The organism is Listeria grandensis, assembly GCF_014322885.1.
In the GTDB taxonomy this organism is placed as follows: Bacteria; Bacillota; Bacilli; order Lactobacillales; family Listeriaceae; genus Listeria_A; species Listeria_A grandensis.
On record NZ_JAASUG010000001.1, the window covers coordinates 262,012 to 279,130 of the forward strand.

The following is a 17,119-nucleotide window of genomic DNA, read 5'->3' on the forward strand; positions in this document are numbered from 1 at the left end:
TTGTTGTTGTGTGTAACGGAAAAACTCCCGCATGACACGGGAGCAACATCTTATTTAGCTCAGGCTTCTTTCTTCTTAGCGGAACGGACGGATACGAGCCATCCCCAGATAATGATACCGATCATCACTGCCCAGAATGTTAATTTCCAAACCGTTGAATGCGGGAAGTGTTCTGGAATAACGCCTAGTTCAGGATGCGCTAATGTGTAAACAACAAGTTTCACGCCGACCCAGCCGACAATTAGGAATGCGGCTGTTTCCAGTGATGGGTATTTTTTCAGTAATTTCACGAATTGTGTCGCGGCAAAACGGATACAGATAAGTCCGACTAAACCGCCGATAAACATCACGGCAAATTGTCCTGTATCAAGTCCTCCAATGGTTCCCCAACCTGTTGCCGGCAGCGTAATCGCGAGGGCTACAGCAGCTAGCATCGAATCAATCGCAAACGCAATATCTGCAATCTCGACTTTTAAAACGGTCATCCAAAAGCTCGAGCCTTTGCCTTCTTTGACTTTGTGACCGTCATCTTTCCCCTTGGCATGCTTCCACATATGACTAATACAGATATAGAGCAGATATGCGGCACCAAGCGCTTGTACTTGCCAAACTTCTGCCAAAAAGGAGATGAGAAATAGGGCGGCAAAGCGGAACACGAATGCTCCAATTAAACCATAAAATAATGCTTTTTTCTGCTGTTCATCAGGTAAATGCTTGACCATAACAGCCATAACGACCGCATTATCAGCAGCTAAAATCCCTTCTAAACCGATCAAGACTAGTAGTACCCAGCCGTATTCCAGTATCATTGCTGTATCCAAATAAATTCCTCCTTCATCTTTCAACCGTCATGAGCGCCTCTTTTAAAACACGAAAAAGCGAGACCTCTGCCAGTGTTTGGCAAAGGTCTCGCTGACATTTTGTAATAAAATGTTGATAAAACCGATGGACTCGCATCCATGTAATGACGACTTTATCTTAGCCTTTCTAAATCAGACTAACGCTACTCCCCCTTGACGAATGTCAAAAGCGATATTTGATTGATAGGAAAATAATATCATGAAAAGCGGGGCGGTGTCAACAACGTTTTATTATGCATCCTTCCTTTAATAAGTCCACCGAGTATCTGATTTTATATTTAGATAACTTATTTCGTGCAAAAGTTTATCTTTATTTCATTTTTTGTTTAGCTGTACTTTATTTTTAGTTGCGATAATGGAATTATGTGAAGGGGGAAACTGATTTGAAAAAACTGATATGTATCGTGTTCTCATCGCTACTACTAGCGGCTTGTTCTAATGAAAATAGCCACCCAGAAACAGCGAACGAGCCGAAAGCGAAAAAAATAACGGTCCAAACAAAGGCACATAAGTATAATTATGATGTGGTGACCTCTGCAACGACTACGACATTCGGTACAAATCCAGAACCGAAATGGACGCCAGAACAAAAAGAAGCTAAGATGTTTTGGTCTGTTCAACCGCCGACAGGTATCATCAAAGGAAACTACTACAAAAATGAACAGCAATTCGATGGGGGCAATAAGGGGATTCTGGAGTTGGTAACGGATGATAGCGGAAAACTGATTCATGTGGAATTTAATGAACTCGCCTCCGAGACTTATTATGAACCGAAATATGCCAATGCTTCCAAGCGCTTGTCGGATTATGCTTTTTTCCAAGCGACGAATGCGCGAACGGATGATACGCTTGTGACTTGGGTGAACGGGATTACCTTTTTAGAGGGGCAGATGCTTGCGGAAAACCGATTAGATGGGAATTTTCAGACGGTGAAAGGATCTTCTACTAGCGCTAGAAACGGGATGATGCCACTCGCGGCCGAGATGAAAGACTGGGTGAAGAAGCCATTCGGATTTTATTATTACGGCATTGCGGAACCGCTCGGAAATGGTTTAACAGCGCGTCTACAAGTTGTTACAGAAAATGGGGAAATTATCTCTGCTAAATATGATGAGATCTTTGCCGATCAAAAAGTGGAGATCACTGATTCGGCCCTACAGTCACTGTACCGGCAATCTAAATATTATTCTCTTGATTACGAGACAATGACAGGTGATGATTTTGTGGCATTTGCGGATGGTTTGGAAAAACATATTTTGCAGTCTCAGGATCTGTTGGATATTCCAAAGCAAGGCCTAGCGAGCTTTCGAAATTACGAAAAAGTAGCCACCAAATTGAGTGCGGAAATAGATGGGGCTGGGACATAACCCAGATAAATCGGCGAAAAGCGCTCGCATTCAGGGAGTTTAGCGGACTTCCGGTTCTCATGCACAATCGTACACTCCGCTTCCGACTTCCACCAAACTCCCTGAATACAAACGCTTTCGCTCGATTTGTGTAAAGCAAAATTTTCGTCCTACCCAAAGTAATGGGTTGGGCGATTTTGCTTTATCTTGAGTTTTGTCTCAGACTCATTTTTTACGTATTAGAAATGTTGCAGAACTTACGGCTAATAAAGTGCCTATTAATTCAGCGATACCATGACTTACATCACCTGTTTGAGGAAGTGTTTCCATTGTTGGGGATGTGAGACTAGACGTGTTCATTACTCTTGTTGTCTCTTTTTTCGGTGTTACCTTTACGATTAATTTTTGACCAATTTTGAGTTCATCGGTTTTAAGTTTATTCCAGACTCTGAGTTGGTGTGGTGTTGTTTCGAATTTTGTTGCAACGCTTGAAAGTGTGTCACCTTTTTTGACGATGTAAATTTGTATCTCGTTATTCTCGTCCGTGATTGTGGTCACTTCTGGTTCATTTGGTGTCACAGTAATCGAATCTACATTCGGCTTCTCTGGCGTTGGTGGTTCAGGATTGGTCGTTGGTGGATTGACCGGTGGTGGCGTTGTTCCGCCACCTTCGCCGCCGCCTGAATAATCATTGACTGTAGCATTTCTCGTTTGCTCCTCAATGTTTGAGCCACCGATTTTTGCCGTGTTTTTATAACTAAATTGTCCACCCGCCATTTTTGTTTGATAAGTAATGACAACCGATGTATCTATCAGGTCACCAAGATCGAGCCGGAAACTGCGATTAGCATCTAGCGTGATATTTTCATTTTGTGTATAAAGTTCTTTTTTATCTGCATCGCGGTATTTCAGTTTCACTTTTCCAACGAGCGTTTGGCCTGGTCCCATCACATCGGTATAGTACGCACTATTAATATCTACCAATGCGTTGTTCAGCGTGACTGTCCAATTAATGAGACTGCTATCGTTCGCGTCAATCCGTCCCTGCTTGAAAACGACAGTCGGTGTTCCCGTGCCACCACCACTATCTACCTTACGAATCATCACTCCAAGCGTCGTCAAATCTCCTGCAACTGGAAAAGCAATCGGATTTATCTGGTCGACTACAATGTTCGCCTTATTAAAATCGGCATAGAAAAACATTGAACCTTGAATGTCCGAATGTGTATCAACAAAAGTAGTAAATGTTAAAATGATTTTTCCCGATATAGGATCTACTAGCGCTGTGGCTACCGTATTTCCACCACTGTCTTTTAATAAAAAAGGGGCAAAACTTACATATTTCAATTGTACAGGTAATGGAAGTGTCATCGTTTCTCCACTATGTACTACCTGCGTCACATTCCAGTTATACACAACCTTCACGCGTTCGTTTTCTTTAAAATCCGTATCAGGAACACCGTTTTTATCTTGTAATTCTACATGTGTAAAGAACTGTGAACCATAGTCCGTCGCGGCTTTTGCACTTTGTCCGCCCAAACCTAGCACGACTATACTTATCAGACCAAGCCCTATCAAAAAAAGTATCTTCTTCATTTTCTCATCCCCTTCCCTTGTTCTTTCCCCCTTCTATTATTGTATTAAACGATATTTTTACAAAAAAACAAAAAGAGCCCAATTTTGAGCTCTTCCTGCTTTTATAGTAATGATGTTAACTCAATATCTGGATTCTTATCGTGGAACCAATTTAATGCAAACTCATTTTCGAATAAGAATAATGGTTTGTCAAAACGATCTTTTACAAGCATACTACGCTGTGTCGAAAGTTTTTCATCAACGTCCTCTTCCTTAATCCAACGGGCAATTTTAGAACCGATGGGCTCCATGCGAATTTCGGAATTATACTCATTGTTCATTCGGTGCTCAAATACTTCAAATTGTAATTGACCAACCGCACCAATGATGTAATCCTCCATGCGCCACGTCTTAAAGAGTTGAATCGCGCCTTCTTGGACAAGCTGTTCGACACCTTTATGGAAATGCTTTTGTTTCATCACGTTTTTTGCAGAGACTTTCATGAATAATTCTGGCGTAAACTGCGGTAGTTTCTCATATTGTAACGTTTTACTACCGTTTGTAATCGTGTCACCGATTTGGTAATTCCCCGTATCGTACAAACCGATAATATCACCCGCCACGGCGCTGTTAACCGTTTCGCGATCATCCGCCATAAATTGCGTCGAATTACCGAGTTTCATCGATTTACCCGTACGCGTCAAGTTCACCGCCATGCCTCGTTCGAATTCACCAGAGCAAATACGCACAAAGGCAATGCGATCACGGTGAGCTGGGTTCATATTCGCTTGAATCTTGAAGATAAAACCGGAAAACTTGTTCATGTAAGGATCGATTTCACCTTCATTAGATTCGCGCGGTTGTGGTGCTGGCGCAAAGTTTACATACGTTTTGAGGAACGTTTCCACACCAAAATTCGTTAGCGCGCTTCCGAAAAATACGGGCGTCAACTCGCCAGATGCAATTCGTTCTTCACTGAAATCATTTCCCGCTTCGTCTAGCAACATGATTTCGTCAAGCGCCTGCTCATAATAACTCGAGTTCTGAATCGCGTGCGGCTCTGCCAAATCGCCGTCCTCACCAATAGGTAGAAAACGCTCATCACCTTCCACACGATACTGCTCTACTTGACGGTGATATCGGTCATACAAACCGCCAAGCTCTTTTCCCATCCCAATCGGCCAATTCATCGGGTACGACTCAATGCCTAAAACCTCTTCTAGTTCCGCTAAAAGTTCCAGGGGTGCCTTCCCTTGACGATCCATTTTATTAATAAAAGTAAAAATCGGGATTCCACGCATCCGACACACTTTGAAAAGTTTCAAGGTCTGCGCCTCAATCCCTTTCGCGCTGTCAATAACCATCACGGCACTGTCAACCGCCATCAATGTCCGATACGTATCCTCACTGAAATCCGAGTGACCCGGTGTATCCAAAATGTTAATCCGTGAACCGTCATAATCAAATTGCATCACAGAGCTCGTTACCGATATCCCACGTTGTTTCTCAATCTCCATCCAGTCACTCGTCGCAAATTTGCCTGATTTCTTTCCTTTTACCGTACCAGCAGAACGAATCGCTCCACCAAAAAGTAATAATTGCTCTGTAATGGTTGTTTTCCCCGCATCCGGGTGAGATATAATTGCAAAAGTTTTGCGCGAAGCAACCTCTTTTTGTAAATCATGACCCATTTTCAAATTCCTCCTAGACATACTCACATTTCCTTAGTATATCACATCGAGGCGTTTTTGAGATAGTATTTGGTGAAAAAATAGTAGCAAGTTTTATCGCTCTATTCGCTGATTTTCTTTTTTCGTGTACGGATGATAAAAGGGAGGCTAACCAAGATACATGCTGCGCCAAGAAGTTGTAACCACAAGGACTGGGACCCATCACCCGTCGCTGGTAAATCTTCTTTTGAAACAGGTTTGACATCCTGCGTTCCGACCGCATTCAACTGTAAATGATCCACTCCTTTTTTCGGTGGTGTCGCTGTGCCTCCATTTACTTTTTCTGGCGGATTTGTTGGCCCAATCGTATTCGGCTCGTTCGGGTCACCTGGCGCCGGTAAGGCATCTGTTAGCGTGATTTGAACTTTTTTCGTAGTTGGTGCCACGCGTTCTCTAGATTCATTGGCAAGTTTTATCGTCCCCTCATATACACCAGCTTTTGGCGATTCCCAATCGAAGTTCGCTATATCCAATGCTATCGCGAGGTTGTATTGCGTCGTTTCACCTTCATAATTGTAATACCCCCGCGCCTTCAGTGCTTGTAGCAGATAAGCTTGCTTCGCGTTCACCCCCGACTGCGCGTCTACATCCGATAACGGCAACGTGATTTTGTTCAGACTCTCGATCGCATTATTTTTGGACAAAATTTCAAAATGAGCTTCGATCGTGTGTCCTGCCGCTAGGGCTTGGAATGTGTAAGTATTACCCGATAACGTCACCGCTTGGCCGTCCACAAGAACTTCTTTCACACGGTATCCAGCATCTGCCTTCACCACAAAATCGGGCTTCTCACCAGGGTTGTAGATCTGTTTCCCGCTCGGCGTAATCGTCCCACCGGCTCCTGCTGACGCCTCAATTTCAAAAGTTGCCTCGCCATTTTTCAAAACGAGCGCGGAAAGTGCCGGCACCTTCACGGCACTCGTTTCCGTCGCTAAATCCGTCGTTGTCTCGCCAATTTTCACATGATATTGATCACTCGGAATCGCCACTTCTTGCTCCGCTTTGTTCGCATTAAAAAGTACCACATATGATGTTGCGCCATCTTTTAATTCGTAGGCCACAACACGATCCGCTTGCTTGATAATCTTCATTTTTTGATTGATCTGGGCGTAATCCGTCAACCGGAAAAGCGGCTCAGAATTGCGGAGTTGCATCACGGCCTCGATGTCCTTCACCGAATCGATATTATCCGCATAACGCTCCCAATCTAGCTTATTGATCGCATCACTGGATTGGTAACTGTTCTCATCCTGATCTTTCGTTCTGTAAAATTCCTGCCCCGCATGAATAAACGGAACGCCTTGCGAAAGTAAAACGATGCTGGTAGCTAATTTTTGCATTTTCTTTTTATCTTGCTCGTTGTCCCCAGGATTCGAGTAGGATAGCTTGTCCCAAAGCGTCAGATTGTCATGCGCTTCAGCGTACTGAATAACTTGGCTCGGTTTAGCAAAATCATAAATACCTTGTCCTTGATCTCGCAGACTCCCAGCTAGTATGTTTTTAGCAAGCAGCTCTTCTTTACCAGTAGCGCCGTTGACAAAACCTGGATCTGCTTCTTGACCGCCCCATGTGCTTCCTTTAATCGCATCCCGAATCGAGTCATTAAAATGAGCGATTTCCGGCATTTTGGAAGCATTTTTTTGATTCGCTTTTGTATCACTTGCAAGTGGTGTCCCAAGGTCCCAACCTTCGCCAAGCACGATAATGGATGGATCGATTTTGTTCAATTCCGCTTTAATCGCGTTCATCGTATCGACATCGTGAATGCCCATCAAATCAAAGCGGAAGCCGTCCATATGGTATTCCTTCGCCCAATAAGCGACACTCTCGACCATGTATTTACGCATCATCGCGCGTTCAGAAGCCGTATCATTTCCAACACCCGTCCCATTGGAAAGTTTGCCGTCATCGCCATATCGGAAATAATAACCCGGAACCGTCTTCTCAAAGGAATGTGCCCCCGCATCAAATACATGATTATAAACCACATCCATAATCACACGCAACCCATTGCTATGAAGGCCTTGCACCATCTGCTTCGCCTCTTGAATCCGCGTCACAGGATTGTATGGATTCGTGCTATAACTACCTTCTGGAACATTATAATTTTTCGGATCATAGCCCCAATTGTAGGGCAACGCACCCAGTTGCTCCGAAACGCTTTGATGATTCTCCTCATTGAGCGACGCATAATCAAACATTGGCAAAATTTGCACGTGCGTAATGCCGAGATTTTTCAAATAATCGATTCCCGTCGCATCCCCATTGGCCGTTTTTGTCCCCTCTTGTATCACGCCTAAATATTTCCCTTTATTCACCGTATCCTTATTTGCAATCGAGAAATCCCGAATATGCATTTCATAAATAATCGCATCCGTTGAATTTGTAAACGCAGGCATCCGATTCGTCTCCCAATCTGAGGGAACCATTACTGCTGGGTCTAAAATAACAGAACGATTTCCATTCGCCGTCGCAGCTTTTGCATACGGATCTTGCGACACGGTTTTCTTCCCATCCGCAAAAATAAGATCGTACGTGTACGCCGTTCCAGAAGGAATTTTTGCGGTGAATTCCCAGATTCCTTGCGCTTTTGGCGTCATCTCATAGCTTTGCGCTACAGGACTGTTCGGTAAATTATCTTGATACGTCGTCAACTTCACGCTCGCTGCCGTCGGTGCCCACAATCGCCACACACTCTGTTCCGCGTTATACGTTGCACCAAGCGGCTCCGTCCCAGTATACGCATATTTCGCATCAAACGCTGGATTTCGAACAATGCTCGTCGTATCCACCAATTTCTCGCCAAAACCAGCCGTCTTCACCGTCAAAGCTGCTTGAATTGGCAAATCTTGCGCCGTTTCGATATAGAAAACAGCTGGATTCGCCGCATCCCGTCTAATATTAGAAATAGCAACCGCATTACCATCCTCTGTAAGCGTCACATCCGCCATCAAATCAAGCGCCGTCGCATCCCGATTCAGCGTCACCTTCACCTCTTTAAAACCCGTCAAACTTGCCGTTTTTATCTGCTTCGTCGCATCCGCAAAATTGGGATTCCGGTAACCCGCCTTATCACCACTTACAATCCAAACCTCTGCTTTGCCATCATCCGTAAACAGATAAACAAAACGATCGTCCTCCGTCCCGTCCTTTTCCCAATTACCGGTCGCATTATTCGCAATAATAAAGCCCAGATTCGACAGACTCGCGCCACTAGAAGCATTAAACGTCGCCTTCACAGACTGCCAATCACCATCTGCCTGCCCATCCGTAAAATTAACCGTCTGCGTTCCCGTCGCACCATCCGCCCACGAATGAACAAACCAATGGCTGTAATCCTTATCATCGCGGTGATAATAAAACGTCACTTCCAAATTCTCATGGGTCGGTAAAACCGTCAAATTCGCCGGCTTTGTCGCAATTTCCTCCTCACCATAATTCAGCCAAACCTCTGTAATTCCCTCTTTTGTGGAAATATAACGATCGCTGCTAATATCACGATCGCCGCCCCAGCCAGAACCATTTTTAATGAGAAAACCGAGTTCCGATTGCACACCATCCACATCCAGGACTGCCACTTTCGAATAGTCACCATAGGCACTCGTATCTTCAAAAACGACTTCATGCCCCGCAACACCATCATTATTCCACACCCACATTTGCCAAGCCTTACTCGCCTGACTTTTTGGATTGTAGTGCACAATAACCTTCGTCTTACTTTCCCTATTTTCAGATAAAACACTGTCATTCACAGTACTAGCTAACTTGGCCTGCTGTGCTGCATCCGCTTTCGGTGTGATCCTTTCCTCCGCAAAACCTTGCATGCCAAAACTAAAACTCTGTACAGCAAACAACACAATCATGATGGAAACTAAATACTTACGCCACATGTTTTTCAAATCCCAAACCCCTTTTCTTTTTATTGGAAAGCGCTTACTCATTTTAAAGTATAAGCAAGCCGGGTTGTTTAAATCAACCTAAATTTAACTGTTAACGATAACAACTTGTAACATGGTCCTATAATTCAGACTTTTCTTCCCTTGTTTTATTAGTCAAAAAAAAAGCCGAACCCGTTAAGATTCGACTTCCACTTACTACTTTACTATAGCAAGGCCTCAATTTTATCCTTCATATTCAACGGGCTGTCTTTAGGTGCATAACGCTCGACCACGTTGCCATCACGATCCAACAGGAACTTCGTGAAATTCCATTTGATGCCACCACCAAGTAATCCTTTTTTCTGCTTCGTCAAGTACTCAAAAACAGGGTTAATATCGGAGCCACGCACTTTCGATTTTGCAAAAAGTGGGAACGTCACACCGTAATTAATTTTGCAAAATTCTTCAATTTCGCTGTCCGTGTCAAGCTCTTGGTTCATAAAACTATCGGACGGGAAACCAAGGATCGTAAAACCCTGGCTCTTATACTCCTGATACAACTTCTCAAGCTCCTCATATTGCGGTGTGAAGCCACATTTACTCGCCGTATTGACAACAATGATAACCTCGCCTTTATACTTATCTAATGAAACCTTTTCACCGTGAAGCGTCTCCTGCTCTAACTCAAAAATAGACATATTCTTCTCCTCCTATTTCACCATTTCAGAAAATAAATAAGCGTAAACTAATTTTTCTGTGTGATATAAAGAATCTCGGTGCGTCCTTTCGTAAGCATGGCTAGCGTCGATTCCGGGCCCGATTAAGCCGTGCACAATGTCAAAACCAGCCTTGATCGCAGCGCTTGCATCGGAACTATAAAACGGGTAAATATCAACTTTGTAATCAATCCCATTATCTATACAAAGCTGCACCAAATTCTTGCGTAAACCATAATGGTACGGGCCGCTTCCATCCTTCGCACAAATCGAAACCGTGTATTCATCAGACGTTTGGCCATCACCAAGCGCGCCCATGTCGACAGCAAGGTACTCCACTGTCTCGGCGGGAATATTCGAGTTACCACCGTAGCCAATCTCTTCATTATTGGAAATCAGGAAATTCGTCGTATATGGTAACACTTCGCCATCTTGTTGCAACTTTTTCAAAAGGGTAAGCAGGATCGCAACGCTCGCTTTGTCATCGAGGTGACGTGATTTAATGAATTCCTCGTTTATAATCCTCGCGCGTGGATCGAGCGACACAAAGTCACCAACACCAATTCCGAGCGCAGCCACATCTTCTGGATTAAAAACTTTGGCATCTAAGCGAATCTCGATATTTTTCGCGTCACGAGGGGCAGTCCCAGCTTCTTGATACACGTGAACCGACGTTTGGTGCATCAAAATGGTACCCGTATAACGCTTGCCATCGCTTGTTTCCACTGTACAGTACTCGCCTTCAATTGCGTTAAAACGATAACCACCAATCAGATTGATCGCGAGACGACCGTCGGGTTTCACCTGCTTCACCATCGCGCCAAGCGTATCCACATGCGCTGTCAACATCCGCTGTTTCGTGTCATCTTTCCCAGGGATACATACGAGTAACGCACCTTTATTGTTTCGCGTACTCGCAATCCCAGTTTCTTTCAAGTAATTTTCGACGAAGGCAAGTACCTGTTCCGTGTTCCCAGTGGGGCTCGGTATCGATGTCAATTCCTTGATCAACTGCATCGTCTCTAATGTATTTGGTTCAAACGCCATTCTCCAACTCCTCCTCACACTTTCTTCTCACGTTTCATTATACCCCTTTTTTAAAATAATGACGGCTATCCTGCTTTTTCATTTCGAGTTATGTTATAATTTTAACGTTATGTGAAAGGAGTTTTTATCAAAATGGAACAAACGAATACAAAAAGAACAGCCGTCACGATTGCTGTTTTTGTGGCTACTTTTATGGCTGCGATTGAGGGAACGATTGTTAGTACGGCGATGCCTACTATTGTCAGCGCCTTGCAGGGCATCGAGCTGATGAACTGGATTTTCTCGATTTACTTACTTACCTCGGCCGTTACTGTCCCAATTTACGGAAAATTATCCGATTTATTCGGCCGCAAAAAAATATTTATTATCGCCACCATTATTTTCATTGTTGGTTCCTCCCTCTGTGGTTTCGCGCAAACGATGGAGCAATTAATTATTTTTAGAGCCATTCAAGGAATCGGAGCTGGCGGAATTTTACCAACGACGATGACGATTATCGCTGACGTCTACCCATTCGAAAAACGAGCAAAAGTGCTTGGCTTCATGGGAGCCGCATGGGGAATCGCTGGTGTTTTCGGACCATTGCTCGGTGGATTTTTAGTAGATCAGCTATCATGGCACTGGATTTTCTTCATCAACGTGCCCGTCGGAATTGCAACGATTATTTTGATTTCGATGTACTTGAAGGAAAACCTCGTTCGCGTCAAATTACCGATCGATTACTTAGGAACAACGCTGTTCACCGTCGCACTGCTCAGCCTACTATTCGCTTTGCAACGAGCTGGTGAGACGCTGAATTGGTTAGAGCCGCTCGTCATCGTATTGTTCGCTGTGTCGATAGCGCTATTCGTTGCTTTCTATTACGCCGAGAAACGAGCCCAAGACCCGATCATGCCGTTCGTCCTGTTTAAAAATCCAGTCGTGCTGATCGGAAACTTGATTGGATTTCTCGTGAGCGCGTTCTTGATCGGGATTAATGTATACATTCCGATGTGGGCGCAAGGCATGATGGGCCATGATGCCATGATTGCTGGCCTAATGATTGCACCGCTGTCGGTGAGCTGGATTATCGGTTCGTTTATCGGTGGTCGGCTATTGATGTCGATTGGGAATCGCCACACGGTTGGACTCGGCGTAATTATCGCGACGGTCAGCGGACTTTTTTTGGCGCTGTTTCCGAGCACAACACCGGACCTATACTTCTATCTTGATAGCGCCTTGATGGGCTTTGGGTTTGGGATTATATTTACAACCACGACGGTCACCGTCCAAGATGCTGTGCGAAAAGATCAGACCGGAATCGCGACGGCTTCTAATACACTATTTCGTACGGTCGGCCAGACGATTGGTGTCGCGGTATTCGGAACGATTTTCAACTCCGTATTGGCGAATGGTTTTCGTGACGCAGCGACTGGTGTGAATCGAGATAACCTAAACCAACTAATCAGTCCACAGACATCTGGAAATGTGGATGTCGCACTCATTGAACCGTTACGCGATGTTCTCTACAACGGACTGCATATGGTATTCTGGGCCATGTTCGCCTGCTGCCTACTCAGCTACGCGGTTCATTTTATTTTACCGAAAAAACACATTTCTGGGAATTAACATAAAACAGCGATACAATCTCGATCAAGCAGATTGCATCGCTGTTTTTAATTTTATAGCCAATCAGAAATATACATGTAGCCTTTATAAATAATAGCACCACATACTGCTAATAAAATCACGATGGTGGCAACATTCTTGAGCTTCTTTTTCCAATCTATCCGGTGAGGCATCTCGTCATCGTCCAGATCCTCCGCTACATACATTATTCGCAGTAACGCATCAAAACTGTCGCAAATCACATTCACTTTCGAACTATCCGTATCAATGTGTATAACCTTCGGATCTGTCGTTGTCCCCTCATAATCAAGCGCGACAAATGCATGACCGTCCCCACCAATAATAATGATATCTCCTTTAGTAATCCCCCATTCATTTCTCAAATATTCCGTCTCCATAATGCCTTCATCTGGCCCAATACCATAAAGCTCATCCAAATGAATATGATCTTCTGCCCAATCGTTCTCAAAATTTACCGGCACCGCATCCGTTTTTAAATAACCACCATTTCGCTCCTCCAAAACTTTCACATAGCTCGCAGGTAACTTTACGCCAAATGTCGCTTCCGCCAGCTCAATATTTGCTTTTGTTAGCTTCGGTATCACTTCTTCATCTTCTCTAAAAATACTAATCTTATTTCACCTCCTAAAAATCTATACTTTTTTTCGTCTACTTTTAGTCCACAAAAATACAGCTACCAGTAACAAAATCGAAAACACAGAAAGCGACAAGCCAATATCTAAAGCCGCAAAAAACGTATCCTTAGGCGTATCCTCAAATATAAACAACATAAGAAGCCCTAGCGCTATCGCAATTCGAAAACCATATTTTTTACTAAATATAAGTATAAATCCTGAAATTACCACATAAACAAGGAGTACACCCCATAGAAACATACGCCATTCACCTCCTTATTTCGCGCACGTGATATCTATTTTTTTTCACGTCGACTCTATCCATTCCCAAATGTAAAAACCATAAATCAAAATCGGAATGCTGAAAAACATAACTATGTTCGCAATAATCAAGACTCGTGATTTTATTGCCATCGCGAAACAAAATCCGATCAGTGAAAATGGGAGCGTTAGTAGAAACCACTGGGATACGAGTTGGAATACGATACTTGGAAACCAAGCCAGTAAGCTGAGCAAAATACAAAAAATAGATGCTATCTTTACTATTATTCTCCCCATGTTTCACTGCTTTCTTTACGATTTTTCCTTTTATAACGCCATTCCAATACAATCAGCGTCACTAAAATCACTAAATTGGACGCCAAATAAACATCTGAAACCTCATCAGGTGCTAATATCACCGTAAAAAAATTACTGCCAAGAATCCATAAAAGAATCTTTACCTTCTTACTCTCTGTCAATGTCATCATTATCACCTATTTCCTTGTACTAAGCTAAGCCACAAAACATCATATTTCTATGTAGTAATCGATGCATTTTTCCTTACTCTAGACTTTCTATTTTTATAACCTGTTGTCTATATAAAAATTAGGTTTTATCCCACTTTTGATCACGAATTTCTTTAGAATCAGGGAAGAAATCTGTTTGTGCCCATCTGCATACTGGCACTTGTCATGCTATAATGAATCGTCGTCTATCTTCATGTGAGTCATTCACAAGAAGGAGGTGAGTTTCATGTTCATACTATTCTCCAGTATCATTGCGCCGACTGTTGTTGGCTGTGCTATTGTATGGTTCAAACACAAGTTAGAGAGTCGGGGCCATGAAAAAAATAAATAGACGGCGCCTCTAACACCTTAAAAAATCCCCTCGTTGCCACACAACGAGGGGATTTTGGTGAGCTCATGCCCATACTATTTCCAAATTCATTATACCATGCGAATCAAAGTCCGTAAACCTCTATCAAAATTTATTTCACTTTATAAATCCAACCTTCTGGCGCTTCAATGTCACCAAACTGGATACCGCAAAGCTCATCATACAATTGCTTCGTCACAGGTCCAACTTCGGTTTCACTATAAAACACGTGGAAGTCGTCACCATTTTGGATGCCACCAATCGGTGAAATCACGGCCGCCGTACCACACGCACCAGCTTCTGTGAACTCGTCCAATTTATCGATGTACACGTCTCCTTCTTCGGCCTTCAAACCAAGGCGGTGTTCCGCTAAATAAAGTAAGGAATACTTCGTAATACTCGGTAAAATAGATGGCGAGAACGGCGTTACGAAACGATTATCTTTTGTGATTCCAAAAAAGTTCGCTGCGCCTACTTCTTCAATTTTTGTATGTGTCGCTGGATCTAAGTAAATGCAGTCGCTGAACTCACGGTCTTTCGCGATTTTACCTGGGTAAAGGCTTGCTGCATAGTTACCACCTACTTTAGAAGCACCCGTACCGTTTGGCGCCGCGCGATCATACTCCGAAATAATGAAGTTAGTCGGATTTAGGCCACCTTTAAAATACGGGCCAACCGGGCAACAAAATACGGAAAACATGAATTTCGGTGCTGTGCGAACGCCTAGATTATCGCCAATTCCAATTAAGTATGGGCGTAAATACATCGTTCCACCTGAACCGTATGGCGGCATGTAGGCTTCATTCGCCGCAACTACTTGCTTACACGCATCAATAAAGCGATCTTCTGGAAATTCCGGCATCAATAGACGATCACAACTTGCTTTCATGCGTTTCGCGTTCTGATCTGGTCGGAATAAATTAATCGAACCATCTTTCGTACGATAGGCTTTCAAACCCTCAAAACACTGCTGTCCGTAGTGAATCGCTGTGGAGCCCTCTGCAATATGGACGACATTATCTTCTGTCATTGTCCCCTCATCCCACTTGCCATTTTCCCAAATAGACACATAGCGCAAATCCGTTTTTATATACTCAAAACCAAGTGTGCTCCAATCAATATCCTTACTGCTCATGCGATTCCCACCCTTTTTCTTCTAATATTTGATTTGTTCATTATATCATAATTTCAGTGGATTGGAAAAAAGACTTATAACCTTTTGAAAAAAAACTGATTATTTAAGCAAAATTTTGCCGTTCTGCTTTATTTTGTGGTAAAATGTTAGTACGTTAATTAAATTCAGCGCAAATTGGTTTATTTACAGAATATTGTCTAAAAATTTAGATAATAATAACGATCTAGGAAAGGGGATTATAAAAATGACAGAAGCAAAAATGTTGGAAAAAAAGATCTGGAGCACTGTTTTAAATGAGGAATTGGACTTATTAATTTACTTACCACCAACGTTTTCGCCTCTTTCGAAGTATCCATTTTTCCTAGTGCAGGATGGAAAAGATTATTTTCAATTTGGCAAACTGGCACGCTTCGCTGATGAATTAGTAGAAAGCAAAACCATTCAAGAGGCCATTTTTGTAGGTATCCCTTATAAAACCGTGGAGGACCGGCGAGCGAAATACCATCCAGACGGTGCGCAAAATGAGGCGTATATTCGCTTTCTAGCACATGAATTAGTACCTTACATCGAAGCCAATTACCCGACATATCATATGGGTGCTAGTCGTTTCTTGATGGGAGATTCCCTCGGAGCCAGCGTTTCTCTCAAAGCTGCGCTAAAGTACCCACATACATTTGGAAACGCGATTTTACATTCCCCGCTCGTGAATGAAGAATTGATGACACTTGCCGAGAAAACGAACCCTGCTTTAGTGAAGATTTTCCACGTCATTGGTAGTGAAGAAACCGAAGTCCCAACAACCGATGATAATGTCGCAAACTTTTTGGAACCAAATCTTGCACTTCATACTATTTTGGAAGCGCGTGGTTTTGATTATTATTTTCAAGAATTCGAGGGCAAGCATCGCTGGAAATATTGGCAGCCTTTTGTGAAAGAAGCGTTGCAATTTATGCTAGACAAAGAACAGTTTGCCACCGAAGATATGACCGTTTAAGGAGGAAAAAGAAGCATGACAGTACAGAAAGTAACCGACAAATCTGGGAAACAAGATGCATTTGATATTCGTAAGGAGGTTTTCGTTTTAGAACAAAAAGTAGATCCTGAGTTGGAGTGGGACGAGTTCGATTCACTGGACTCAACAATCATGTTTGTCGACTATGATGAAGATGGTACAGCGCTTGCGACAGGACGATTTCGCGCTCTTCCCGAGTATGGCAAAGTAGAGCGCATCTGCGCCCGCAAAATAGCTCGTAAAAAAGGAAGCGGACGTCGCATTATGGAAGCCATTGAACAAGAGGCAATCGCCCAAAAAGTGACCCTTCTGAAACTAGGCGCACAAACAACCGCGATTCCCTTTTACGAAAAACTAGGTTATGAAGTGTGCTCCGATATCTTCCTAGATGCTGGTATTGAACATAAAAATATGCAAAAACAAATAGGTTAAGCATAAAA

14 protein-coding genes and 1 riboswitch are annotated in these 17,119 nt (G+C 43.2%); of the genes, 5 read left to right on the top strand and 9 right to left on the bottom strand.

All coding sequences use genetic code 11. From position 1 onward, the window contains the following. Positions 1 to 59 precede the first annotated feature (59 nt). The gene (locus HCJ54_RS01155) at positions 60 to 821 is read right to left on the bottom strand and encodes a TerC family protein (protein WP_185411333.1); all 762 of its coding nucleotides are present in this window, start codon (positions 819 to 821) and stop codon (positions 60 to 62) included. Positions 822 to 914: 93 nt separating this feature from the next. Beyond that, positions 915 to 1,024, bottom strand: a riboswitch (yybP-ykoY riboswitch). Positions 1,025 to 1,243: 219 nt separating this feature from the next. Between HCJ54_RS01155 and HCJ54_RS01160 the strand changes: the two genes are divergently transcribed. Further along, positions 1,244 to 2,227 carry a hypothetical protein gene (locus HCJ54_RS01160; RefSeq protein WP_187136318.1) on the top strand — a complete coding sequence of 328 codons (984 nt, stop codon included), beginning with the start codon at positions 1,244 to 1,246 and terminating at the stop codon, positions 2,225 to 2,227. A 204-nt stretch (positions 2,228 to 2,431) separates the two neighbouring features. Here HCJ54_RS01160 and HCJ54_RS01165 read toward each other — a convergent pair whose 3' ends face one another. From HCJ54_RS01165 to HCJ54_RS01185, 5 genes are all read right to left on the bottom strand, one after another. After that, the gene (locus HCJ54_RS01165; protein WP_187136319.1) at positions 2,432 to 3,802 is read right to left on the bottom strand and encodes a collagen binding domain-containing protein; all 1,371 of its coding nucleotides are present in this window, start codon (positions 3,800 to 3,802) and stop codon (positions 2,432 to 2,434) included. 101 nt (positions 3,803 to 3,903) lie between these two features. Next, positions 3,904 to 5,472, bottom strand: coding sequence for a peptide chain release factor 3 (locus HCJ54_RS01170; protein ID WP_187136320.1), 1,569 nt, complete (start codon positions 5,470 to 5,472; stop codon positions 3,904 to 3,906). A 101-nt stretch (positions 5,473 to 5,573) separates the two neighbouring features. After that, positions 5,574 to 9,401, bottom strand: a complete 3,828-nt coding sequence (gene pulA, locus HCJ54_RS01175; RefSeq protein WP_244966879.1) for a type I pullulanase — start codon at positions 9,399 to 9,401, stop codon at positions 5,574 to 5,576. A gap of 212 nt (positions 9,402 to 9,613) precedes the next feature. Beyond that, entirely contained in the window at positions 9,614 to 10,087 is a 474-nt protein-coding gene (locus HCJ54_RS01180) for a glutathione peroxidase (RefSeq protein ID WP_187136322.1), read from the bottom strand. Between the two features lie 12 nt (positions 10,088 to 10,099). Next, positions 10,100 to 11,152: a M42 family metallopeptidase gene (locus HCJ54_RS01185; protein WP_187136323.1), complete on the bottom strand. Its 1,053-nt coding sequence runs from the start codon at positions 11,150 to 11,152 to the stop codon at positions 10,100 to 10,102. Positions 11,153 to 11,284: 132 nt separating this feature from the next. On the opposite strand from HCJ54_RS01185, the gene HCJ54_RS01190 reads away from it, so the two are divergent. Continuing rightward, positions 11,285 to 12,760 carry an LM6179_1298 family efflux MFS transporter gene (locus HCJ54_RS01190; protein WP_187136324.1) on the top strand — a complete coding sequence of 492 codons (1,476 nt, stop codon included), beginning with the start codon at positions 11,285 to 11,287 and terminating at the stop codon, positions 12,758 to 12,760. 53 nt (positions 12,761 to 12,813) lie between these two features. Here the strand turns inward: HCJ54_RS01190 and HCJ54_RS01195 are convergent, their stop codons facing one another. Continuing rightward, positions 12,814 to 13,365 (bottom strand): SMI1/KNR4 family protein, encoded by a 552-nt coding sequence (locus HCJ54_RS01195; RefSeq protein WP_187136325.1) that lies wholly within the window; start codon positions 13,363 to 13,365, stop codon positions 12,814 to 12,816. A gap of 575 nt (positions 13,366 to 13,940) precedes the next feature. Beyond that, entirely contained in the window at positions 13,941 to 14,144 is a 204-nt protein-coding gene (locus HCJ54_RS01200) for a hypothetical protein (RefSeq protein WP_187136326.1), read from the bottom strand. Between the two features lie 265 nt (positions 14,145 to 14,409). On the opposite strand from HCJ54_RS01200, the gene HCJ54_RS15640 reads away from it, so the two are divergent. Next, on the top strand, positions 14,410 to 14,514 hold the full coding sequence (locus HCJ54_RS15640) for a type I toxin-antitoxin system Fst family toxin (protein ID WP_187136327.1): 105 nt from the start codon (positions 14,410 to 14,412) through the stop codon (positions 14,512 to 14,514). Positions 14,515 to 14,644: 130 nt separating this feature from the next. On the opposite strand, the gene HCJ54_RS01210 is transcribed toward HCJ54_RS15640, so the two are convergent. Beyond that, positions 14,645 to 15,667: a branched-chain amino acid aminotransferase gene (locus tag HCJ54_RS01210; RefSeq protein ID WP_185526164.1), complete on the bottom strand. Its 1,023-nt coding sequence runs from the start codon at positions 15,665 to 15,667 to the stop codon at positions 14,645 to 14,647. Between the two features lie 244 nt (positions 15,668 to 15,911). On the opposite strand from HCJ54_RS01210, the gene HCJ54_RS01215 reads away from it, so the two are divergent. Further along, positions 15,912 to 16,661 carry an alpha/beta hydrolase gene (locus HCJ54_RS01215; protein WP_187136328.1) on the top strand — a complete coding sequence of 250 codons (750 nt, stop codon included), beginning with the start codon at positions 15,912 to 15,914 and terminating at the stop codon, positions 16,659 to 16,661. Between the two features lie 15 nt (positions 16,662 to 16,676). Beyond that, entirely contained in the window at positions 16,677 to 17,111 is a 435-nt protein-coding gene (locus HCJ54_RS01220; protein ID WP_036066119.1) for a GNAT family N-acetyltransferase, read from the top strand. Positions 17,112 to 17,119 lie beyond the last annotated feature (8 nt).